The sequence below is a fragment of the Streptococcus oralis genome, from assembly GCF_003943395.1.
Lineage (GTDB): Bacteria > Bacillota > Bacilli > Lactobacillales > Streptococcaceae > Streptococcus > Streptococcus oralis_BF.
Genome location: NZ_RJPJ01000002.1, coordinates 98,473 through 121,396 on the forward strand (window position 1 = coordinate 98,473; position 22,924 = coordinate 121,396).

Consider the following 22,924-nt stretch of genomic DNA (forward strand, 5'->3'; position numbering starts at 1 on the left):
CTTACCCATTAAAGCTTTCAGTCAACTGAGGCACCACTTGTTTCTTACGTGAAACAGCACCTGGAAGGAAAGCGTGATTATTTTCAAGTTTGAAGTTGAAAGCTGCTTCCACCTTGTCCATGTTTGATCCAAGAGCCAAAATTTCTGAGTTTGAGTTTACGATGTCTGTAATCATCAAAACAAAGTCAGAGTAGCCGTTTGCCGCATTAGCCGCTTGCATTGCTGCTTCGATTTCAGCTTGACGTTCCAAAACTTCAGCAATATCAACCGTATTCACTTGGGCAACACGAACCTTATTTCCGTTGAGTTCAAAAGTCTTAGCATCAATGTCAATCAATTCTTCAGCAGATTTACTAGCCAAGTTTGTACCAGCTTTCAGCATAGCAAGACCGTACTCTTCCAAGTTGACTCCAGCCAAGTCTGCCAATTCAGGAGCGATAACTTTATCTGATGGGTGTGTTGTTGGTGATTTCAAAAGAAGGGTATCTGAAATCAAACCTGAAAGCATCAAACCTGCGATTTCTTTAGGAACTGCTACACCATGTTCTTTGAACATGCGGTAAACGATAGATGAAGCTGATCCAACTGGTTCCAAACGCATGTAAAGCGGACTTGCAGTTTCAAAGTTAGCCACACGGTGGTGATCCACAACTCCGTAAACTTCTACTTCAGCGATATCTGACACTGATTGTTGGAATTCATTGTGGTCAGTCAAGATGACTTGTTCTGCACCTTCTGCTTTAGCTGATGTGATAACACGCGGTGCTTCTACACCAAAATAGTTCAAAACGAAGGCTGTTTCTTCGTTTGGAGTACCGAGAGCAACTGCTTCTGTGTCCAATCCATAAGCTTCTTTTGCAAGATAGGCAAAGGCTACAGATGACCCGATGGCATCTGAATCTGGATTTTGGTGACCAAATACTAGAATCTTAGACATGATAATACCTCTTTAAATTTATTCATCTTATTTTAGCACTTTTTTTCTCTTTTGACAAAAGTAAGAGGAGTCAAAGGACTCCTCATTAGACATCAATATCGCTAACTAGATTTTTTGAATGATTTTCAGATAAAAACCGTTCTTTCTGTGGACGTTTCTTACGTTTGAGGAGAGCCTCTGCAGACATGGCTTCTTCCTTGCTAGCAAAGCCCTCTACATAGATGAGTTTGACTGGCAAGCGAGCTCGGGTATACTTGGCACCCTTACCACTATTATGAACGGCAAGGCGTTTCTTCACATCTGTCGTATAACCAGTATAGTAAGAACCGTCACGGCACTCCACCACATACATATATGCCTTATGATCCATAGTAAATCTCTTGGATTTCTGGCGTATAGGAGCCATCGTCATTGTGAACAATGAGTGGTGGCAAGACCTTGAAGCCACTCGTCGATCCATCCTTGATAGCTTCGATTAAGAGCATATTTGCCTCCTTCTCTCGTTTAGGATAGACAAATTGCAGGCGCTTAGGTGCCAAATTGTGACGTTGAAGCATGTCTAGAATATCCAAAAGTCGATCTGGACGATGAACCATAGCCAAACGGCCATTAGACTTGAGAATACTCTGAGCACTTCGACAGATTTCCTCTAGATTAGTTGTAATTTCATGTCTAGCTAAGAGGTAGTGTTCACTCTCGTTCAGATTGGAATGCGGGTCCACCTTGAAATAAGGCGGATTGCACAAGATCATATCCACCTTACTTCCCTTAATGTGTGCAGGCATATTTTTCAAATCATCGCAGATAACCTGCATCTGCTCTTCCAAACCATTCAATTGAACTGAACGCTCAGCCATATCCGCCAAGCGCTCCTGAATCTCCACAGAGAGAATTTTGGCCTTGGTACGACTACTTGCAAAAAGTCCAACTGCACCATTTCCAGCACAAAAGTCCACAATTAAGCCATTTTTAGGAAAGCGAGGAAAGCGTGACAAGAGAACACTATCCACCGAATAGCTAAATACTTCTCTATTTTGAATGATCTTGATATCTGTCGAAAAGAGCTGGTTGATGCGCTCTCCTGATTTTAATAATTGTTCTTCCATATATTGATTTTAAAATACGAAATCTAATAGACTAGTTTTTCTCTTTCAGATTGTTGAGGGCTTCCCTTGTCCAGACAGGCATCATTCGGCTAAGTGGAGCAAAACCGTGCTTGATACGGTCATTTGAAAAACGTCTTCGTCTTGGCAGTTGGTGTTTTTCTTCCTCCAGCGTGCGAATAGACAGACTGGCTTTACCTGAAAATTCGTCCAAATCAACAACCTGAACTTGCACTTCTTCACCAATTTTCAAAACTTCATAGATATTTTCGATAAATCCTGTCCGAATCTCTGAAATATGGATCAGCCCAATCACCCCTGTCTCTAATTCGACAAAGGCACCATAAGGCTGAATTCCTGTAATACGCCCCTTTAGCTTATCACCAATTTTCATATTAGTCCTCAATTTCAATCGTTTCAATTACTACATCTTCAACTGGCTTGTCCATAGCACCAGTTTCAACAGCTGCAATGGCATCCAAGACTGCAAAAGATTCTGCATCGACCAATTGCCCAAAAACAGTGTGACGGCGGTCAAGGTGAGGAGTTCCGCCTTGCTCTGCATAAATCTCAGCGATTGGTTCTGGCCAACCACCACGCGCAATCTCTTTCTTAGAGTATGGCAAGTGTTGGTTTTGCACGATAAAGAACTGACTGCCATTGGTATTTGGTCCAGCATTGGCCATAGAAAGAGCCCCGCGAACATTATAGAGTTCTTCTGAAAATTCATCTTCAAAAGAATCACCGTAGATTGACTCACCACCCATACCAGTACCGGTTGGGTCCCCGCCTTGGATCATAAAGTCCTTGATAATACGGTGAAAAATCACACCATCATAGTAACCGTCTTTTGAAAGAGCGACAAAGTTGGCTACTGTTTTGGGAGCATGTTCAGGGAAGAGCTTGATACGCAAGTCTCCGTGATTTGTCTTAATGGTCGCCAGCGGACCTTCCACTGTTTCAATGTCTACTTGTGGAAAATGCAATTCTTTTTCTACTAAACCAAACTTAGTTAAGGCATCAAAAACACCATCTTCTTCTACTGTTTTTGTAGTATAATCTGCTTTTTCTTTGATTTTTTCATGGGAAACTCCCATGGCAATACTAATTCCTGCATAATCAAAGAGTTCCAAGTCATTGAGACCGTCTCCAAAAACCATGATATTTTCTGGTTTCAAGCCTAGATGCTCCACAACCTCAGCTACACCACTTGCTTTTGATCCTGAAATGGGCACGATATCAGATGAATGTTCATGCCAACGCACCATGCGAAGTTTATCCGACAAGGAATCTGGCAAGTGCAAGTCATCCCCTTTATCTTCAAAGGTCCACATCTGGTAAATATCTGCTTTTTCATGGAAGTCAGGATCCACATCCAAGTTCGGGTAAATCGGATCAATAGCCTCACTGATCATTTCTGTCCGAGTGGAGAGTTTAGCAGCATGACTGCCAACCAAACCATATTCAATCCCCTCTTGCTTGGTCCAAGAGATATACTCCTCAACATCTGACTTCTCAATCCGATGTTGATAAATAATATTTCCTTTTTTATCTTCTATATAAGCACCATTCAAGGTCACAAAAAGGTCCGGCTTGAGTTCACGAATCTCTGGAACAACTCCAAAAATGCCACGTCCAGAAGCAATTCCTGTCAAAATCCCTTTTTCACGCAACCGCTTAAAGACAGTAGGAATTGTATCCGGAATAAAACCTGTCTTTGACGCACGCAGGGTATCATCGATATCAAAAAAGACGATTTTAATCTTCTTTGCCTTGTATTTTAATTTTGCATCCATCTCTCTACCTCTTTCAATCTAACTCTTTCCATTATACCATAAAGTAGAGAAATCCCACATCTCCAAAAAATTCGCTATCTCTTATTCTAATTCCTTGGATAAGTACAGAACTAAATCATCATTATTTTGAATAGTGGCATTCATTTCCAAAGGTTGGTTTCGATACCAAACGCCTGAACCATCTGGAATATAGCCTCGTTTGATGTACAATCTCTGGGCAGGTCCATATCCTGAATGGAGACCAACACCTAGGGTTACCTTATCCGATATGAGCTTAACTCGTTTTTCTGCTTCTTCTATCAAGAGATTGCCAATACCTTGGTTTTGAAAGGCTTCAAAGACATTGAAATCTGACAGTTCTGGAGCCATTCCAGCAAAGGGTCCCTGCTTAGCATCAGGTAAAATAGTAATGTAGCCCACTACAGCACTGGTAAGGTCAGCAATTAACACTTCCCTCTCTCCACTTTCCTGCTCCTTAAAGTATCGAGTTAAAATCTCCTCTCTACTTGGCCAACCTTGGCTAGTAAATCCTCGAGAGAGATCTTTAATGTCAGATTCTTGCATTTTTCTAATTGAACACGTCGTCTTCATAAGCTGCTCCTTTAAAACTTTCTCCCACCATTATAGCACGATAATAAAAATAAAAAGAAATAACCTAGTAAGAAAAAAGCATCTTACTAGGTCAAAAGTAGCTCTGTCCAACAGAACCCCGTAAAAGTCTGAAAAAGAGGTTCAACCGAATCTGAAAAAAGACCCGAGTTGATCAGAAAAAGAGGTCCCTCGGACCTGACTCGCCTTCTCATTTCAAAGCTCGTGAAAAAAAGACCCGTTGGGGTCTTTTTTTTCTTTAATCTTCGTTTACGAAAGGCATCAAAGCCATTACGCGAGCGCGTTTGATAGCTGTTGTTACTTTACGTTGGTTTTTAGCTGAAGTTCCTGTTACACGACGAGGAAGGATTTTCCCACGTTCTGAAACGAAACGGCTAAGAAGCTCAGTATCTTTGTAATCAACATATTCAATTTTGTTTGCTGCGATGTAATCAACTTTTTTACGGCGTTTGAATCCGCCACGACGTTGTTGAGCCATGTTTTTTCTCCTTTATAGTATTAATTGTCCATTAGAATGGTAAATCATCATCTGAAATATCCAAAGGATTGGTTGCTCCAAATGGATTTTCATCACGTGAAAAGTCTGGTACTGATTGTGTAGGTGCTGTATAACTAGTAGTTGGTGCAGAATAAGCTCCACCTGTATGTCCTTCACGCACACTACGGCTTTCCAACATTTGGAAATTATCAGCCACGACTTCTGTTACGTAGACACGTTGTCCTTGCTGGTTATCGTAACTACGAGTTTGGATACGACCGGTTATCCCGATAAGAGAGCCTTTTTTAGCCCAGTTAGCAAGATTTTCAGCCTGTTGGCGCCACATGACGACATTGATGAAATCAGCCTCACGTTCGCCATTTTGACTCTTGAATGTACGGTTTACTGCAAGAGTAAAAGTCGCAACTGCTACATTTGATGGGGTATAACGCAACTCAGCGTCACGTGTCATACGCCCTACAAGTACAACATTGTTAATCATAATTTACCTTCTTACGCGTCAAGTTTGACGATCATGTGACGAAGAATGTCAGCGTTGATTTTTGAAAGACGGTCAAACTCTTTAAGAGCTGCGTCGTCGTTTGCTTCAACGTTAACGATGTGGTAAAGTCCTTCACGGAAATCTTGGATTTCGTATGCAAGACGACGTTTTTCCCAAGTTTTTGATTCAACAACAGTTGCACCGTTGTCAGTCAAGATAGAGTCAAAACGTGCTACCAAAGCGTTTTTCGCTTCTTCTTCAATGTTTGGACGAATGATATAAAGAATTTCGTATTTAGCCATTGATATGTTCCTCCTTTTGGTCTAATGACCCCAAGACTTTGCAAGGGGTAAGTGAGGTTTGCTCACAATTAACTATTATACTAGAAAAACCGATAGATAGCAAGATAAAAGTGAAAAAAGAAGATGAAATCATCTTCTTTTTTCTAGTTTATGGTTTGATACGATGTAACATACGTGGGAATGGAATAGCTTCGCGGATATGTTTAGTTCCTGCTGCGAAAGTTACCATACGCTCGATACCAATCCCAAATCCACCGTGTGGTACAGTACCGTATTTACGAAGGTCAAGATAGAATTCGTATTCTGTACGATCCATACCCAGTTCTTCCATCTTAGAAACAAGGGCATCATAGTCTTCTTCACGCATAGAACCACCGATGATTTCTCCATACCCTTCTGGTGCCAGCAAGTCTGCACAAAGCACGCGCTCTGGATTTCCAGGGACTGGTTTCATGTAGAAGGCCTTGATGGCTGCTGGATAGTTCATGACAAACGTTGGTACACCAAAGTGGTTTGAAATCCATGTTTCATGTGGTGAACCAAAGTCATCACCATGCTCAAGGTGTTCGTAGTCAGCGTCTTCATCGTTTTCATGCTCTTGCAAGAGGTCAATGGCTTGATCGTAAGTGATCCGTTTGAATGGCTCTGCAATGTAGCGTTTCAAGAGCTCTGTATCACGTTCCAAGGTTTCCAAGGCTTGAGGCGCACGATCTAGAACACCTTGAAGAAGAGCCTTTACATAAGCTTCTTGCAAGTCAAGTGACTCATCGTGTGTCAAGTAGGAGTACTCAGCATCCATCATCCAGAACTCAGTCAAGTGACGGCGCGTTTTTGATTTTTCAGCACGGAATACTGGACCAAAGTCAAAGACACGACCAAGAGCCATAGCACCCGCTTCTAAGTAAAGCTGACCTGATTGACTCAAGTAGGCTGGCGTTCCAAAGTAGTCAGTTTCAAAGAGCTCTGTTGAATCTTCTGCCGCATTTCCTGAAAGAATTGGACTATCAAACTTCATGAAACCGTTCTTGTCGAAGAACTCATAGGTTGCATAGATGATAGCGTTACGAATTTGCATGACTGCTACTTGCTTACGAGAGCGCAACCACAAGTGACGGTTGTCCATCAAGAAGTCTGTTCCGTGTTCTTTTGGAGTGATTGGGTAGTCTTGTGATTCACCGATGACTTCGATGTCTGTGATATCGAGTTCATAGCCAAACTTAGAACGCTCATCTTCTTTGACAATCCCTGTCACATAGACTGAAGTTTCTTGGCTCAAGTGTTTGATTGTTTCAAATTTTTCAAGACCAACTTCTTCGCCAAATTTTTCAATAAAGTTTGGTTTGAAGGCAACTCCTTGGAAAAAGGCTGTTCCATCACGCAATTGCAAGAAGGCAATTTTTCCTTTTCCTGATTTGTTGGCAACCCAGGCTCCGATGGTCACTTCTTGACCAACGTAATCTTTTACTTCGATAATTGTTACACGTTTTGTCATGTTTTTATCTTCCTTTTTCTTTAACTTGTCCGAAGACATCATTACCCACTATTTTACCACAAATAGACTCTGATAGCTAGGTTCTACTGGAGAAATTTCGCGAGAATCTCGTTACAAAAAATCTTCGCCAAAACGACGAAGATTCTAAGTTTATTTTTCCATAAATTGATGCAAACGGCGAATAGCTTCTTTCAAGGTATCCATGTCAGTTGCATAACTGAGACGAACATTTTCTGGCGCCCCAAATCCTGCTCCTGTAATCAAAGCCAGACCGACTTCTTCAAGGATAGCTGTTGTAAAGTCTGTCACATCGGTATAACCCTTCATCTCCATCGCTTTTTTAACATTTGGGAAGAGATAGAAGGCTCCTTGGGGCTTGACAACTTCAAATCCTGGTACTTGGCACAAGAGAGGATAAATGGTATTCAAACGTTCCTCAAATGCTTGGCGCATGTTTTCGACGGAGTCCTGAGGTCCAGTTAGGGCTTCAATCGTTGCATATTGAGAAGCAGCTGTTAGATTCGAGGTTGTTTGTCCTGTCAATTTGCTCATAGCAGCAATAATCTCAGGATTTCCTACTGCATAACCTACTCGCCAACCAGTCATGGCATATGCCTTAGATACACCGTTAATAACAATGGTTTGCTTGCGAATGGTTTCTGACAGACTAGAGATTGGAACAAATTCATTTCCGTTATAAACCAGACGTCCGTAGATATCATCTGCTAGGATGAGAACATCATGTTCAACCGCCCAATTTCCGATAGCCAGCAATTCCTCACGAGAGTAGATCATACCAGTCGGATTCGATGGCGAATTGAGAACCAAGACCTTGGTCTTATCTGTTCGAGCTGCTTCTAGCTGCTCGACTGTTACTTTAAAGTGATTGTCTTCCTTGGCTTGGACAAAGACCGGCACACCTTCTGCCATCTTGACTTGGTCTCCATAACTGACCCAGTATGGTGTAGGGATGATGACCTCATCACCTGGATTGACCACGGCCATAAAAAAGGTATAGAGAGAGAACTTGGCACCTGTAGCAAATGTAACCTCGTTGGCTGCTACGGAATAGCCATAGTAGCGTTCAAAATAGGTATTAACCGCCGCCTTTAACTCTGGTAGCCCTGAAGCAACTGTATAAAAGGAAGCTCGTCCATCTCGAATCGCTTCCACCGCCGCATCCTGAATATTTTCAGGAGTATGAAAATCTGGCTGCCCCAAGGTTAAGAAAAGGACATCCCTTCCTTGAGCTTTTAATGCTTTAGCTCTTGCATCACTAGCTAGAGTGACACTCTCTTCCATTTCTAGTACACGTTTGGATAGTTTCATATGCCCTCCTTATTGGACCAATGCTCCAGTTTCAAAATCTATCAGATAGTAGTGATTTCCTGACTTAACTTCCCAAATTGGCTTGTCCTGATAGCGACCAAAGGTGACTTTGTCAATGTCGCTAGCTCCTTTTTCCCTCGAAATCGTCGCTGCCTTGTCTTGAGAAATCCCCTTATCTAGCTGATAAACGTAAATCTTGTGGTCATTCTTTTCAATCAGTACGGCAATGGCCTCTTGCTTTTTATTATGTCCTAAAACGCTGTAATAACCTTCTAGTCCATTATAAAAATCAACCTGATCTGCCTTTTCCAATTCTGCATACTGCTTGGCTAGTTTTTCTCCCTCAACTCTAGCATCTTGATAGGGTTTCATGCTGAGTGATATCAGATAAAGGAAGGAAGTCGTCATGACTAGTACTACCAGAGCAATGCCGATTCCATACTGTAAAAGTAGCTTGTTTTTTGCTTTTTTCTGTCTTAGTTTCACTCGTCTATTTTACCATCTCTCCTTCTTTATTACAAGTGAAGACGGGAACATTCTAAGATTCTTTTCCTATAAAATGTAAGTTCTTGTTTTTCTCTCTCATTATTGATAAAATAGCCTTATGAAACAATATTTGAAAGAGAAAATTTCCGATAATCAATTAGACTTGAAGACGGCTATCATCCTCAATAAAGCCATACGGACTTTTAAACCATATGAAGCTAAGGCTGCTAAAGAACACGGGCTAACACCCACCCAATTTTCAGTTTTGGAAACCCTCTATAGCAAGGGGGAACTGCGCATTCAGGATTTGATTGAAAAAATGCTAGCCACTTCTGGAAACATGACTGTTGTCATTCGAAATATGGTTCGAGATGGATGGATTTCTAGAACTTGCGACCCCAAGGATCGTCGCTCCTTTTTCCTGAAATTAACACCTGCAGGACGCAGAAAAATCGAAGAGGTTCTTCCTGACCATATCGATTCGATCGTAGAAGCACTCAGCATCTTGGAAGATGGCGAAAAGGAAGACTTAATCCGCATTTTAAAAAAATTTAAAAATTTGTGAGCAAAATTATTGCTAATTAGTATCATTTGTTGTAACATGGATGGTAACAAAAGAGTTCGCTCTTTGAATTTTAAACTAAAGGAGACATATCATGTCTAAAAAAGTATTATTTATCGTCGGTTCACTTCGCCAAGGTTCTTTCAACCACCAAATGGCCCTCGAAGCTGAAAAAGCACTTGCTGGAAAAGCGGAAGTTAGCTATCTTGATTACTCAGCTGTTCCTCTCTTCAGCCAAGATTTGGAAGTTCCAACTCATCCAGCTGTAGCTGCTGCTCGTGAAGCAGTCCTTGCTGCCGATGCCATCTGGATTTTCTCTCCAGTCTACAACTTCTCTATCCCTGGAACCGTGAAAAACTTGCTTGACTGGCTCTCTCGTGCCCTTGACTTGTCTGATACACGTGGCACTTCTGCCCTCCAAGACAAGTTTGTTACTGTCTCATCTGTAGCCAATGCCGGTCACGAGCAGCTCTTTGCTATTTACAAAGACCTCTTGCCATTTATCCGTACACAAGTCGTTGGTGATTTTACAGCTGCTCGTGTCAATGACTCTGCTTGGGCAGATGGAAAATTGGTGTTAGAAGAAGCAACTGCTTCATCACTTGCAAAACAAGCTGACGACCTTCTTGCAGCCATCAACTAATACAGCAAAAACCAGCTCGAATGAGCTGGTTTTATGCTTGTTTCACAAAGACGAGTTCTAAGTCACTGGATAAATCAGGTTGGTAGTCAAAACCTGCAAAGCGGAGCTTGCGAGCTTGTTCGACTGTTTGGACTTGCCCTTCTATCAAGGCGGTCAAAAAGGCGCCACGGGCTTTTTTTGAAATGGTTGAATGAATTTTCAACTGTCCTGCCTTGTCCTCCATAAATTTGAAGGTCACCATCTTTTCTCTGATTTCCTTCGAAAATACGGTTTCAAACTCTGATGACAGGAGTGAGAATATCAAGTCCTCATCCTGAAGTGCCTCATCATAGGCTGACTTCCAATGACTCTTTAGAGTTTTTCCAGCAACTTTTAACTTCACCAAGAAGTCCAAACGGTGAGGAGCCATGGGTGACAAGGCGGGGACAACACCGTATAAAGCTGAGGTAATCAGGACATGATTTTCAAGATAGGTTTGTTCAGCCTCGGTTAACTCATCTCGTTTGATGTGGCGATACATGAGACCATCAAAGAGTTTCAAGGCTGGATAGTTCTTAGCCCTGTGATCTTTTAAAGCTTGAATATGAGCGTACTCTTCTTCTGCTTTCTCGGCAGATACCTTATAAAAAGTCTCTAATTCACTAGCTGAGTAATGCGCCAATGAGACAAGGACTGCCTGACTTTCTTCCCTCAAAGGGAGCGCTTCGATACAAGGATGGTCTGTGTTCATTTCTTTTGCTGTTGGGATTAAAATTTTCATATTGTTAGTGTAGCATATTTTTCAATCACGACCAAGAATTTCATCTTAAAAACCTCGGTTCATACCGAGGTTTCTCTGTTTATTTTGGCCATCCTAACCAGATAGCCACGAGAACAAGGCCTGTGCCAGCTAAATTTGTTAAGATAGACAAGAATTTATCTTTTTTCTCCTTGAACTGAGAAAACCTATTTTTATACTCAATGAAAATCAAAGAGCAAACTAGGAAGCTAGCCGCAGGCTGTACTTGAGTACGGCAAGGCGACGCTGACGTAGTTTGAATTTGATTTTCGAAGAGTATTATTGTACTTTAAAGGTCTTGAGATAATTATCTTTTCCAACTTGACCTTCGAAGGATTGACCATTTTCGAGGTAAGGAAGGTCGTCTGATACTGAAGCCTTGACCTTATAAATCTTGCCATCAACTTTAAAGAAATAGACGGTATCACCCTTGATGACAGCTGATTTAAGGTCTGAAACTACTCCCTTGATGTTTTCTACCGTTTCATTATCCAGCTCGAGGTCGTTTTTATTGGCATACTTGCTGAGGAGTTCATCTACCGTAGTTGCTACGATAACGTTTTGGTACTCCACTGCATCGACCAATGCATACTCCTTGACCAAGCCTGCATTGTCCTTCAAGCCCATGATATAGAGTGGTTTGTCATTGAGGTTGACAAGAATAGGGAAGGTAGCCTTGTAGGCCTTCTCCTGAACGGCTCCTTCTGCAGAAGCACGGGCTGATTCTTCGGTTGCTGAAGCTAGATTGTACTTGGTGATTTCACCAGTGCGCATATTTTCGAGGATAAATCCTAGATTACTTTCATCAGCATTTGCTGAAGTCACTCCTGTGTAGAGATAAATGTCATTTCCGATAGAAAGATAGTTATAGCCTTCTGTCGTTTGGGTAACGTTTTTCTTAGAAATCAAAGCATTCCAGAAGCCGTCTTTATACTTGCCGTTGTAGTTGATTTGTTCGATGGTTTCTTCTGCTGGATAGACACGGTCCACCCATTCTGGCACTTCATCCAAGCTGTATTCCTTGGTTTCTCCATTGGTAGCATCTAAGATAATAACAGATGAAGGGCGAGGGACTCCTAGACCAAACTGCTTTTGATAAACGGTTGCTACATAGAAGGGATTGCCTTCATCATCCACCTCAAAGGAGGGCGTTTTAAAAATCTTGGTTGGGTACTTGATCCGAAGATGGCGTTTGACATCACGATTAAAATACTCGGAGTCTGAATACTTCATCGGCGTTTTTAAATCCACCAATTCCGCATTTCCTGTCACCATATCAACCTTGATATACTCACCAATTCCCTTGGACTGATTATTAAACCATTTGATCGGGTCGGCATACTCCAAAGGTGTCACCCGATAAGGTTTGCCATCAACCGTCAGCTGAGTATAGGTATCTGCTGCCACATACTGGGAGACCTTATCCGTCAAAGAACCCAGGTAACGGTCACCAATCTTTTCTGCAGTGCTCCGATCTAGGATTGGAACCTTACTGGTATCACTCTTAGGAAAATCTTTAAAGTCTTTTTCTGTGATGGACACCACATTAGCATAATTTTTTGCTTGGAAAAAGCTAGAGGTTACTAGGCTTACCAGACCAGCAAGGACAAAGATAAGTCCTGCGGCCAGCAACAATCCTCCACCTAATTTATTAAAATGAAATCCTTCTAGATTGAGATCTTTAGCAACCTTGCCATGACGTACGTGAACTGTCTTGAGGAGATTGGTATCCTTACGAATACTAAACAAAATCCCCATCACCACCAGATGCCCACAGAGAAAGAAGATGAATTCCCAACTGGTAAGATTGAAGGGTGGCAAAAAGATATACCAGGTCGTTGCGATAAAAACAAGTTCAAATAGTATGCGTTTCATCTGAGTTCCTCCTAAATAATTCGTCCTTCTAAATGATCCAGTTCATGTTGGCATATCTGAGCTGGAAAACCTGTTAGTGTAATGGTCTGCTCCTGCCACTTACTATCGCGATAGGAAACCGTAATCGTTTCATAACGAGTCGTCGTTCGAACCCCAGTCAAAGATAAACAACCTTCCTCCGTCTCGTAAGCTCCCTCAAAAGACAAAAGGACGGGGTTAAACATGACCATAGGAACCAGTCCAAGATTCAAGATAATCACGCGCTTCTGCACACCAATCATATTGGCCGCCAGACCGACACAGGTCTCGCGATTAGCCAACAGGGTATCCTGCAAATCCTTAGCCAGATAAAGGTCTTCCTGACTTGCAGGTTTCGAGACCTGCGACAAAAATAAGACATCTCGGACAATTTTCTTTTCCATTCTCTTACGCTCCTTACAACTTTACTTTATTATAACACAAAAGAGGGCGACTTCTAGTCCTTTCCCTCAAATGCAAAAAAAGCCATCCGAAGATGACTTTCTTTTTAAATCGCATTCTTATCAAGACCAAGTTTACGTTGAACAAACTTAACGATTTCGACGATGATAATCATTGAGAAGCTTCCGCCTATAACGATTCCCCATTGTGACAAGTCTAGTTTGGTTACGTGGAAGATTCCTTCAAGCGGTTCTACAACAATTGTTGCCATCAAGAGAATGAAGGATACCAAGATTGACCAGTTAAAGGTCTTAGACTTGAATGGTCCAACTGTCAAGATGGATTGGTAAACAGACTTAACGTTGTAGGCATGGAATAGTTGAATCAAACCAAGGGTTGCAAAGGCCATAGTAAGGGCATCCGCATGAATGGCATGATTGTCACCCACATGAACTGAGTAAGCAATTGCAAGTCCATAAACACTCATAACAATAGCTGCTTGGAGTACACCTTGATAGATGATAGAACTCAAAACACCACCTGAGAAGAAGCTTGCCTTTCGTCCACGTGGTTTATGATTCATGACACCAGGCTCAGCAGGTTCAACACCAAGAGCGATAGCTGGGAAGGTATCTGTTACCAAGTTGATCCACAAAAGATGAACTGGCTGCAAGACGTCCCAACCAAACAAGGTTGATAAGAAGATAGTTAATACTTCAGCAGTATTGGCAGAAAGTAAGTACTGAATAGTCTTTTGAATGTTTGAGAAGACCTTACGTCCTTCTTCAACTGCGACGATAATAGTCGCAAAGTTATCATCTGCAAGAATCATGTCAGAAGCCCCCTTAGAAACCTCTGTACCAGTGATTCCCATACCGATACCGATATCGGCTGTTTTCAGAGCTGGCGCATCATTAACACCGTCACCTGTCATAGCAACAACCTTACCTTGTTTTTGCCAAGCCTTGACGATACGAACCTTGTGTTCTGGAGACACACGGGCATAAACAGAGTATTGACCAACTACTTTTTCAAAGTCTTCATCTGACAGTTCGTTGAGCTCAGCACCAGTTAAAACGTGGCCTTCTGTATCATTTGCATCAATAATTCCCAAACGTTTGGCAATAGCTTCTGCAGTATCTTGATGGTCACCCGTAATCATGATTGGACGGATTCCAGCTTCCTTAGCCACACGAACAGCTTCTGCAGCTTCGGCACGTTCAGGGTCAATCATTCCAATCAATCCAGTAAAGATCAAGTTGTTTTCAAGCTCTTCAGAAGTAAGATTTTCTGGAATACTATCGATAATCTTATACGCACCCGCAAGGACACGCAAGGCTTGGTGAGCCATTTCAGAGTTGTTTGTGTGAATTATGTCATTGACTTGATTATCAATCGGAGCGACATCTCCAGCTTTATCCCGAGCAACACAACGTTTCAAGAGTTGGTCAGGGGCTCCCTTGACTGCTACGAGGAATTTACCATCTGGCAATGGATGAACCGTTGACATGAGTTTACGATCTGAGTCAAACGGCAATTCAGCCACACGAGGATATTGCTCTAAAAATCCTTTAACATCATAGCCCTTGTCCAAGGCATACTGGATGAAGGCTGTTTCCGTTGGATCCCCGATCAGGTTTCCTTCTGCATCAATCTTAGTATCATTAGCCAAAACAACAGAACGAAGAAGAGGCATTTCAAGACCTAGTTCAATGTCATCAGCTGAATCATGTAGGACTGCATCATAGAAGACTTTTTCGACTGTCATCTTGTTCATGGTAAGCGTACCGGTCTTATCAGAAGCGATGATTTCAGTTGAACCAAGCGTTTCAACTGCTGGCAACTTACGAACGATAGAGTTTCGTTTTGCCAAAACTTGAGTACCAAGGGCAAGAACGATGGTCACGATAGCAGGAAGCCCTTCTGGGATGGCTGCAACAGCAAGCGCAACAGAGGTCATCAACTCACCAAGTGGATTTTTACCTTGAATGAAGACTCCGACTACAAAAGTAACAAGGGCAATGACCAAAATCGCATAGGTCAAGACCTTAGAAAGGTTGTTCAAGTTTTGTTTGAGTGGTGTATCCGTCTCATCCGCATCTTGGAGCATGCCAGCGATATGACCCACTTCCGTGTACATACCTGTATTGACAACAACACCAAGACCACGACCATAAGTCACATTTGAGTTTTGGAAGGCCATATTGACACGGTCACCAATACCAGCATCTGCAGAGAGCTCGACAGTCAAGTCTTTTTCGACTGGAACAGACTCACCTGTTAGGGCTGCTTCTTCTATTTTAAGTGAATTAGCCTCTAGCAAGCGAAGATCTGCTGGTACGACGTCACCTGCTTCAAGGGCAACAATATCACCTGGTACCAATTCTTTGGAATCAATTTCTGCCATGTGTCCATCACGAATAACGCGAGCAGCTGGACTAGACATAGACTTGAGGGCTTCAATAGCTTCTTCTGCTTTTCCTTCTTGGTAAACACCAAAGGCAGCATTGATGATAACTACGGCTAGGATGATGATGGCATCTGCAATATCTTCTCCACCAGAAGTTACGACTGACAAGATAGCCGCAGCAATCAGGATGATAATCATCAAATCCTTAAATTGCTCGATAAACTTGACTAGGAGAGATTTTTTCTCACCCTCTTCCAGTTCATTGCGTCCATATTCAGCTAGACGTTTCTGCGCTTCGCTTGACGAAAGACCTTGCTCAGTCGCATCCACAGCCTTCAAGACCTCTTCAGGACTTTGAGTATAAAACGCTTGGCGTTTTTGTTCTTTTGACATGTGTCTCCTCCTTGACTTTATGTGCAAAACAAGCTCTCTTTTGGTTTTATGACAAACAAAAAGAGACCTGTTAATCATAACAAGTCTCGCTGTTTAAGATAGCGCCGGAAAGCATACTTTTCAGTATAAAATTCGGAATGACGACACTATCACAGGTTTCTGCCAGCTACTCCCTTGAGTAGTACTATTATATCAAAATTTGAACAATTTTCAAGAATTAAAATCCGATGAAACAAGACTAAATTTGAATTTTCCCATGAAAACCAGTATAATGAAAACAGAATCTCAGCACTAGAAAGGAAGTCCGATGAACCAATCCATGTCAAATCTCAAATTGGCAGAACGTGGAGCCATTATCAGTATTTCAACCTACCTCCTCTTGTCTGCGGCAAAATTGGCAACTGGTCACCTCCTGCATTCTTCCAGTTTGGTGGCAGATGGTTTCAACAACGTATCCGATATTATTGGAAATGTAGCCCTCTTGATCGGGATTCGGATGGCTCGCCAACCTGCAGACCGTGACCATCGTTTCGGTCACTGGAAGATTGAAGATTTGGCTAGTTTGATCACTTCCATCATCATGTTCTACGTTGGTTTTGATGTGCTTCGGGACACCATTCAGAAAATCCTCAGTCGGGAACAAACGATTATCGATCCTCTGGGAGCATTTCTAGGAATCATTTCGGCAGCGGTCATGTTTGCTGTTTATCTCTACAATACACGCCTCAGTAAGAAATCCAAATCCAAGGCCCTCAAGGCAGCTGCGAAGGACAATCTTTCCGATGCTGTCACCTCGCTTGGGACTTCCATTGCTATCCTAGCTAGCAGTTTCAATTATCCTATCGTGGATAAATTGGTCGCTATCATTATCACTTTCTTTATCTTAAAAACAGCCTATGATATCTTTATCGAGTCTTCCTTCAGTCTTTCAGATGGTTTTGACGACCGTTTGCTAGAGGACTACCAAAAGGCTATTATGGAGATTCCAAAGATTAGTAAGGTCAAATACCAAAGAGGGCGTACCTACGGTAGCAATATCTACCTTGATATCACCCTAGAGATGAATCCTGACCTGTCAGTCTATGAAAGTCACGAAATTGCAGACCAGGTCGAGTCTATGCTAGAAGAGCGCTTTGGAGTCTTTGATACCGATGTCCATATCGAGCCAGCTCCCATACCTGAAGACGAAATTTTAGACAATGTCTACAAAAAACTGCTCATGCGTGAGCAATTGATTGATCAGGGAAATCAGCTAGAAGAACTCCTTGCTGAAGACTTTCTCTATATTCGTCAGGATGGGGAGCAGATGGACAAAGAGGCTTATAAGTCTGAAAAAGAACTTAAAGCTGCGATTAAGGATATTCAGATTACCTCCATTAGTCAGAAAACCAAACTTATTTGCTATGAGTTAGATGGCATCGTCCACACTAGTATCTGGCGTCGCCATGAGACTTGGCAAAATATCTTTCATCAAGAGACAAAAAAAGAATAGAGAAATCCTGTCATAAGACGGGATTTTTCTATTCTTCTAACTATCAAACTCACTTAGGTATTCATAGCGTTCGTATTTTTCAAGGAGTTCTTCGTTTTTCTCGTCTAGCTCTTTCTGAAGGGTCGCTAGTTTGCCAAAGTCAGAGCCATTTGCCTGCATCTCCTCTTCAATAGCAGCGATACGATTTTCCAAGGCTTCAATATCGCCTTCAATGCTTGCCCACTCCTGCTTTTCTTGATAGGTCATGCGTTTCTTGTCTTCACGGACTTTGACCACTTTCTCCTTTTCGACCTTTTGCACTTGATTGGCCATCTCTGTTTCAAAGGCTTTTTCATCAAGGTAATCAGTGTAATGACCAAAGAAAGTACGGATGTTGCCATTCTCAAAGGCAAGAATCTTGGTCGCTACCTTATCCAGAAAATAACGGTCGTGGCTAACTGTCAAGACAGGACCCGCAAAGCCCTGCAAGAAATTCTCCAAAACTGTCAAAGTCGCAATATCCAAATCATTGGTCGGCTCGTCCAAAAGAAGAACATTTGGTTTTTCCAAGAGCAATTTGAGAAGATAAAGGCGTTTTTTCTCTCCGCCTGACAATTTCTCAATCAAGGTTCCATGCGTCGAACGTGGGAAGAGGAACTGCTCTAGCAACTCAGCGATGGAAGTCGTAGAACCACCACTGGTCTTGACTTCTTCTGCCACTTCCTGCAGGTAATTGATAACGCGCTTGCTCTCGTCTAAGCCTTCGATTTGTTGAGAGAAATAGGCAATGCGAACCGTCTCACCGATGATCACTTGACCTTTAGTCGGCTCAAGACTTCCTGCGATGAGATTAAGCAGAGTTGACTTCCCGACACCGTTGTCCCCAACGATTCCGATACGGTCTTTAGCTTGCACTAAGAGATTAAAATCTTGCAAAATGGGCTTGTTCTCATAAGCAAAGGAAACATTCTGAAACTCGATGACTTTTTTCCCAATCCGACTTGTTTCAAAGTTCATGGTCAAGTCTGTTTCAGCAACGCCACCTGAAACTTCCTTTTTCAGGTCTTGGAAACGATTGATACGAGCCTGCTGCTTGGTCGCACGCGCCTGCGGTTGTCTGCGCATCCAGGCCAATTCTTGCTTATAGATTTGTTCCTTTTTGTGGAGTAAGGCAGCATCGCGCTCATCTTGTTCCGCCTTGAGACGAACATAGTCCTGATAATTTCCCTGATACTCGGTCAAGCCTGCTCGGTCCAACTCGAAAATTCGTGTTGACAAAGCGTCTAAGAAATAGCGATCATGAGTGATGAAGAGAACGGTCTTCTTGGAATTTTTCAAAAAGAGGGTCAGCCACTCAATAGTCGCAATATCCAAGTGGTTGGTCGGCTCGTCCAGAAGCAAGAGGTCGTGGTTTCCTAGGAGAACTTGCGCCAACTGAACCCGTCTTCTTAGACCACCTGACAGTTCCCCAACAGGAGTTGATAAGTCCTGAATACCCAACTTGCTGAGAACCGTCTTGACCTGGCTTTCAATTTCCCAAGCTTGGAGAGAGTCCATCTCTGCCATGACACGTTCCAAACGAGCCTGCTTGTCCTCACTGTAGTTGAGCATGATCAACTCATACTCACGAATCAGCTGAATTTCCTTGAGGTCGCTGGATAGAACCGTATCCAAAACTGTCTTGCTATCATCAAAATCTGGATTCTGTGTCAAGTAGCCAATCTTGTAGTCATTCTTAGCTGAAAAGGGACTAACATCACCATCAAAACCTGAAACTCCAGAAAGGACATCTAAAAGGGTGGTCTTGCCCGTTCCATTGACACCAATTAGACCGATTCTGTCCAAGTCATGGATAATAAAGGAAATATCCTTAAAAACGGTCTTGTCTCCGACGGATTTGCTTAGTTTTTCAACGATAAAATCACTCATTTTTTCTCCCTTAGGTAAGCATGGATGGCTTGTCGGTCATTTTCCAATTCTCCATCAACAATGGCAAACTCAATCTCTGTTAAAACCTCTCCTAAATCTGGACCTGGCTGGTAACCATATTCCTTAATCAAAATGCCACCATTTATTTGGATTTCTTTCTTATCATGAATAGTTAAGCTCTGATAGGTTTTTGTGATTGCTTGTGGGTTGACTACTTTTCCTTGAGCCTGACGAAGACTTTCAGCTTGTAGAAGGGAATCCAAGTCAAAGCGGTAACAATCGCGCTTGCTCAGCTCTCCCTTTTCACGCAGAGCCAATATGGTCAGCAAATCCTGAACCTGCTTGGCAAACTGGCGTGAGGTTTTCCATGCCTTCAAAAATGGCTGTGCATCTTTAATCTCCAAGGCCCACAATAGAGCTGCCCAGGCTTGTTCAGAAGAGGCAAAGGTGAAATCAGTCTCCAAATCAAACAGTCTATTGAGCTTGTCTTGGCTTCCTGCCATATCTGGAAGATAGTCATAAGCTTGACTCTCAATCATGGCAGACAGACCAACTTGCCAAAAAGGTGCCAGCAAGAGTTTATCAAACTCAACGAAGGTGCGCTCCACAGAAATCTTCTCCAAGAGCGGAGTCAAAGTCTTCATCGCTTCAAATGTTTCTGGCTCAAGTTCAAAACCAAGACTGGCCTGAAAGCGGAAACCACGCATAATACGTAGAGCATCTTCATTGAAACGTTCACTAGCCACTCCAACTGCTCGCAAGACTTTGTTTTCCAAATCTTTGAGACCATCGAACAAATCAATGATTTCTCCTGTCTCATCCAAGGCAAAGGCATTAACTGTGAAATCACGGCGCTTGAGGTCTTCTTCTAGCGAACGCACAAAGGAAACCGCACTGGGTCTGCGATAGTCCACATAGACATCTTCTGTCCGAAAGGTCGTCACCTCATACTCCTCGTCCCCATCTAAAACTAAGACCGTTCCGTGCTCAATTCCGATATCGGCTGTTCGCGGAAAAATCTGCTTGGTCTCCTCTGGATAGGAAGAAGTCGCAATATCCACATCGTGGATGGGGCGATTGAGGAGGGCATCTCGAACAGAGCCCCCAACAAAATAAGCCTCAAAGCCTGCTTCTTTAATTTTTTCTAATACTGGTAAAGCCTTCTGAAATTCAGAAGGCATTTGCGTTAATCTCATAATAAGTGTTCTAATCCATAGACAAGCTCATGACGCTTGACAACTTCTTTGATTCCCAAATTCACTCCTGTCATGAAGGAGCTGCGATCATAAGAGTCATGACGGAGGGTCAATCCTTCTCCCTGATTGCCAAAGATGACTTCCTGATGGGCTACCAAGCCTGGCAAACGAACCGAGTGAATCCGCATGCCATCAAAGTCAGCACCGCGGGCACCTGCAATTAATTCTTCCTCATCAGCCGCACCTTGCTGGATTGATTCCCGAACTTCTGCCATCAACTCAGCTGTTTTAATGGCTGTTCCACTCGGAGCATCTTTTTTCTTGTCATGATGAAGCTCGATGATCTCCACATTTGGGAAATATTTGGCAGCCTGCGCCGCAAATTGCATCAGCAAGACAGCTCCCAAGGCAAAGTTAGGAGCAATCAAGCCACCCAAATTTTGTTCACGGGAAAATGCTTTTAGTTCTGCAATTTCTTCACTAGTGAAGCCTGTTGTTCCAACCACTGGAGCAAAGCCATTTTCAAGGGCAAAGCGCGTATTTTCGTAAGCAACAGCTGGTGTGGTGAAATCCACCCAGACATCAGCCTCAAATCCAGCCAAGGCAGCCTTATCATTGAAGACAGGAATACCCTGCCATTCTGACTCAGACTCAAAAGGATCCAAAACTGCGACCAAGTCCAAGTCTGGATCAGCCAAGACCATCTGACAAGCGGCTTGACCCATCTTTCCCTTAAAACCGGCAATAATTACTCGAATACTCATCTCTACTCCTATTCAAGATACAAAGGACATTAGCTGCCCATGAAAAATAGAGAATGGCGCTGACTTTCCACGAAAGGCAAAACAGGCATCTTTTTTCAAGTGGCAGATAGTCCGTGTTCAATTTCTAAGATACAAAGCCTGCCCAAACAAATCTAGACAACTGGCGTATAACTCAAGGCGATACTGCCTTCTCCAAGGTGGGTCCCAATGACACTACCAAAGCTGACAATTGGAATCTCCGAATTCACACCACTCTCAATCAAGAGTTGACGCAAATCTGCCGCCTTCTGAGGTGCGTTACCATGAATGACTGTAATACGGTAGTCCCCATCTTTTGTCAACTCTTTGATGATTTCCACCAAACGTTTGATTGCTTTTTTCTCTGTACGAACTTTTTCGTAAACTTCAATCACACCTTGGTCATTAAAGTAAAGAATGGGCTTGATACTGAGAAGATTTCCTAGGATGGCCGCCCCATTTGACAGACGTCCTCCCTTAACCAAGTGATCAAGGTCATCTACTATGATAAAGGCTGAATTATCAGCGATTTGGATAGCCAATTTCTCCTGAATCTGAGCAAAATCATCGCCCTGTTCTGCCCATTCAAAAGCACTCTCTACCATAAATCCTAGAGGGGAGCTTGTGATATGAGTATCTGGAAAGGCAATGGTCAAACCTTCATACTCGTCTAACATATATTGGATATTCTGATAAAAACCTGAAATCCCTGACGAAAGAAAGAGTCCCAAGACATGGCTATAGTCCTCTTCTTTCAAGGAACTTAGAATCTCATCCAATTTAGCAACACTTGGTTGACTGGTCTTAGGCAATTCTGTAGACTGAGCCATTTTTTGATAAAATTCCTCAGCAGTCAGATTGACACCTTCAACATACTCTTCCCCATCAATATTGACGGGAATATCCAGGATAAAAAGATTTTCTCTTTGCAGCGTCTTCTCCTCTAAATAGGCTGAAGAATCTGTAATGACAGCTAATTTCATGACTAAAACTCCAAATTGATTCCTGGAAGGTCCAAGGCGATTTCTGTTACTTCATACGTCAAACGATTGAGCATGTTCAAACATGGACGTGCCAAGTTTTCGACTTCTTCTTGGTTAAATTCGCTTGGTTCGTTGACAATACGACCTTCCACATGGTTAACTTGAGAAATTGTTCCGCTGATGACAAATTTGTCAAAGACAATCATGAAACTCAAGATTACGACTAAAGAAGTCACTTGGTTTTCTTGGTCATGTTGGAGCAACTGAAAGTTCACGTCTACCTTGGTTTCAGGAGCTCCATTTTCATTTTCCCATTCAAAGTTACGAGCATCAAAGTGATACTGACTAACAAATTCTTGTTCTCGTTTAAGATTCATTTTTCTCTCCCATTGCTACAATTTACTATGCAATTGTACCACATTTTTATCATTTCATCTAGTTTTCTAGG

Annotated in this window: 25 protein-coding genes; 3 read left to right on the plus strand and 22 right to left on the minus strand. The window is 42.5% G+C overall.

The window, feature by feature from the left end; all coding sequences use genetic code 11:
* Position 1: 1 nt before the first annotated feature.
* The 12 genes from D8802_RS01850 to D8802_RS01905 form a co-directional block, all read right to left on the minus strand.
* Positions 2 to 937, minus strand: a complete 936-nt coding sequence (locus tag D8802_RS01850; protein ID WP_125394576.1) for a manganese-dependent inorganic pyrophosphatase — start codon at positions 935 to 937, stop codon at positions 2 to 4.
* An 85-nt stretch (positions 938 to 1,022) separates the two neighbouring features.
* Positions 1,023 to 1,307, minus strand: a complete 285-nt coding sequence (locus D8802_RS01855) for a GIY-YIG nuclease family protein (RefSeq protein ID WP_061453398.1) — start codon at positions 1,305 to 1,307, stop codon at positions 1,023 to 1,025.
* Positions 1,297 to 2,043 (minus strand): tRNA1(Val) (adenine(37)-N6)-methyltransferase, encoded by a 747-nt coding sequence (locus tag D8802_RS01860; protein WP_084971641.1) that lies wholly within the window; start codon positions 2,041 to 2,043, stop codon positions 1,297 to 1,299. The genes D8802_RS01855 and D8802_RS01860 overlap by 11 nt, the downstream gene beginning before the upstream one ends.
* Before the next feature lie 31 nt (positions 2,044 to 2,074).
* Entirely contained in the window at positions 2,075 to 2,434 is a 360-nt protein-coding gene (locus D8802_RS01865; protein ID WP_084971639.1) for a S1 RNA-binding domain-containing protein, read from the minus strand.
* Between the two features lies 1 nt (position 2,435).
* Positions 2,436 to 3,836, minus strand: coding sequence for a bifunctional Cof-type HAD-IIB family hydrolase/peptidylprolyl isomerase (locus tag D8802_RS01870; protein WP_125394577.1), 1,401 nt, complete (start codon positions 3,834 to 3,836; stop codon positions 2,436 to 2,438).
* 81 nt (positions 3,837 to 3,917) lie between these two features.
* A complete protein-coding gene (locus D8802_RS01875) occupies positions 3,918 to 4,427 on the minus strand; it encodes a GNAT family N-acetyltransferase (protein ID WP_125394578.1) in 510 nt (169 codons plus the stop codon).
* Positions 4,428 to 4,683: 256 nt separating this feature from the next.
* A complete protein-coding gene (gene rpsR / locus D8802_RS01880; protein WP_000068664.1) occupies positions 4,684 to 4,923 on the minus strand; it encodes a 30S ribosomal protein S18 in 240 nt (79 codons plus the stop codon).
* A gap of 31 nt (positions 4,924 to 4,954) precedes the next feature.
* Positions 4,955 to 5,425, minus strand: a complete 471-nt coding sequence (gene ssbA / locus D8802_RS01885) for a single-stranded DNA-binding protein SsbA (protein ID WP_061453394.1) — start codon at positions 5,423 to 5,425, stop codon at positions 4,955 to 4,957.
* An 11-nt stretch (positions 5,426 to 5,436) separates the two neighbouring features.
* Positions 5,437 to 5,727, minus strand: coding sequence for a 30S ribosomal protein S6 (gene rpsF, locus D8802_RS01890; protein ID WP_049530661.1), 291 nt, complete (start codon positions 5,725 to 5,727; stop codon positions 5,437 to 5,439).
* 148 nt (positions 5,728 to 5,875) lie between these two features.
* On the minus strand, positions 5,876 to 7,219 hold the full coding sequence (gene asnS / locus D8802_RS01895) for an asparagine--tRNA ligase (protein ID WP_125394579.1): 1,344 nt from the start codon (positions 7,217 to 7,219) through the stop codon (positions 5,876 to 5,878).
* A 150-nt stretch (positions 7,220 to 7,369) separates the two neighbouring features.
* A complete protein-coding gene (locus tag D8802_RS01900) occupies positions 7,370 to 8,548 on the minus strand; it encodes a pyridoxal phosphate-dependent aminotransferase (RefSeq protein WP_125394580.1) in 1,179 nt (392 codons plus the stop codon).
* Between the two features lie 9 nt (positions 8,549 to 8,557).
* Positions 8,558 to 9,034, minus strand: a complete 477-nt coding sequence (locus D8802_RS01905) for a cell wall elongation regulator TseB-like domain-containing protein (RefSeq protein WP_125394581.1) — start codon at positions 9,032 to 9,034, stop codon at positions 8,558 to 8,560.
* 118 nt (positions 9,035 to 9,152) lie between these two features.
* Between D8802_RS01905 and D8802_RS01910 the strand changes: the two genes are divergently transcribed.
* Together D8802_RS01910 and D8802_RS01915 are read left to right on the plus strand one after the other, a co-directional pair.
* Positions 9,153 to 9,599 (plus strand): MarR family winged helix-turn-helix transcriptional regulator, encoded by a 447-nt coding sequence (locus tag D8802_RS01910; protein ID WP_050595437.1) that lies wholly within the window; start codon positions 9,153 to 9,155, stop codon positions 9,597 to 9,599.
* 91 nt (positions 9,600 to 9,690) lie between these two features.
* On the plus strand, positions 9,691 to 10,239 hold the full coding sequence (locus D8802_RS01915) for an NAD(P)H-dependent oxidoreductase (protein WP_125394582.1): 549 nt from the start codon (positions 9,691 to 9,693) through the stop codon (positions 10,237 to 10,239).
* A 31-nt stretch (positions 10,240 to 10,270) separates the two neighbouring features.
* Here D8802_RS01915 and yaaA read toward each other — a convergent pair whose 3' ends face one another.
* The 5 genes from yaaA to D8802_RS01945 all read right to left on the minus strand — a co-directional run bounded on the left by yaaA (position 10,271) and on the right by D8802_RS01945 (position 16,115).
* On the minus strand, positions 10,271 to 10,999 hold the full coding sequence (gene yaaA / locus D8802_RS01920; RefSeq protein WP_125394583.1) for a peroxide stress protein YaaA: 729 nt from the start codon (positions 10,997 to 10,999) through the stop codon (positions 10,271 to 10,273).
* Between the two features lie 79 nt (positions 11,000 to 11,078).
* Positions 11,079 to 11,210: a DUF3953 domain-containing protein gene (locus D8802_RS01925; RefSeq protein WP_125394584.1), complete on the minus strand. Its 132-nt coding sequence runs from the start codon at positions 11,208 to 11,210 to the stop codon at positions 11,079 to 11,081.
* 86 nt (positions 11,211 to 11,296) lie between these two features.
* On the minus strand, positions 11,297 to 12,892 hold the full coding sequence (locus tag D8802_RS01935; RefSeq protein WP_125394585.1) for a hypothetical protein: 1,596 nt from the start codon (positions 12,890 to 12,892) through the stop codon (positions 11,297 to 11,299).
* Between the two features lie 11 nt (positions 12,893 to 12,903).
* Positions 12,904 to 13,314 carry a peptide deformylase gene (locus tag D8802_RS01940; RefSeq protein ID WP_125394586.1) on the minus strand — a complete coding sequence of 137 codons (411 nt, stop codon included), beginning with the start codon at positions 13,312 to 13,314 and terminating at the stop codon, positions 12,904 to 12,906.
* A 104-nt stretch (positions 13,315 to 13,418) separates the two neighbouring features.
* Positions 13,419 to 16,115 (minus strand): cation-translocating P-type ATPase, encoded by a 2,697-nt coding sequence (locus tag D8802_RS01945; protein WP_125394587.1) that lies wholly within the window; start codon positions 16,113 to 16,115, stop codon positions 13,419 to 13,421.
* A 307-nt stretch (positions 16,116 to 16,422) separates the two neighbouring features.
* Here D8802_RS01945 and mntE point away from each other — a divergent pair, with 307 nt between their 5' ends.
* Entirely contained in the window at positions 16,423 to 17,607 is a 1,185-nt protein-coding gene (gene mntE, locus D8802_RS01950; protein ID WP_125394588.1) for a CDF family manganese efflux transporter MntE, read from the plus strand.
* 36 nt (positions 17,608 to 17,643) lie between these two features.
* Here the strand turns inward: mntE and D8802_RS01955 are convergent, their stop codons facing one another.
* The 5 genes from D8802_RS01955 to D8802_RS01975 form a co-directional block, all read right to left on the minus strand.
* Positions 17,644 to 19,515: an ABC-F family ATP-binding cassette domain-containing protein gene (locus tag D8802_RS01955; RefSeq protein ID WP_125394589.1), complete on the minus strand. Its 1,872-nt coding sequence runs from the start codon at positions 19,513 to 19,515 to the stop codon at positions 17,644 to 17,646.
* Positions 19,512 to 20,711, minus strand: a complete 1,200-nt coding sequence (locus tag D8802_RS01960) for a CCA tRNA nucleotidyltransferase (protein ID WP_125394590.1) — start codon at positions 20,709 to 20,711, stop codon at positions 19,512 to 19,514. The genes D8802_RS01955 and D8802_RS01960 overlap by 4 nt, the downstream gene beginning before the upstream one ends.
* Entirely contained in the window at positions 20,708 to 21,475 is a 768-nt protein-coding gene (dapB, locus tag D8802_RS01965; protein ID WP_125394591.1) for a 4-hydroxy-tetrahydrodipicolinate reductase, read from the minus strand. Before dapB ends, D8802_RS01960 begins: the two co-directional genes overlap by 4 nt.
* A 152-nt stretch (positions 21,476 to 21,627) precedes the next feature.
* Positions 21,628 to 22,476: a DegV family protein gene (locus tag D8802_RS01970; protein WP_125394592.1), complete on the minus strand. Its 849-nt coding sequence runs from the start codon at positions 22,474 to 22,476 to the stop codon at positions 21,628 to 21,630.
* 2 nt (positions 22,477 to 22,478) lie between these two features.
* Positions 22,479 to 22,853, minus strand: coding sequence for a DUF1149 family protein (locus tag D8802_RS01975; RefSeq protein ID WP_001050090.1), 375 nt, complete (start codon positions 22,851 to 22,853; stop codon positions 22,479 to 22,481).
* Between the last annotated feature and the right edge of the window lie 71 nt (positions 22,854 to 22,924).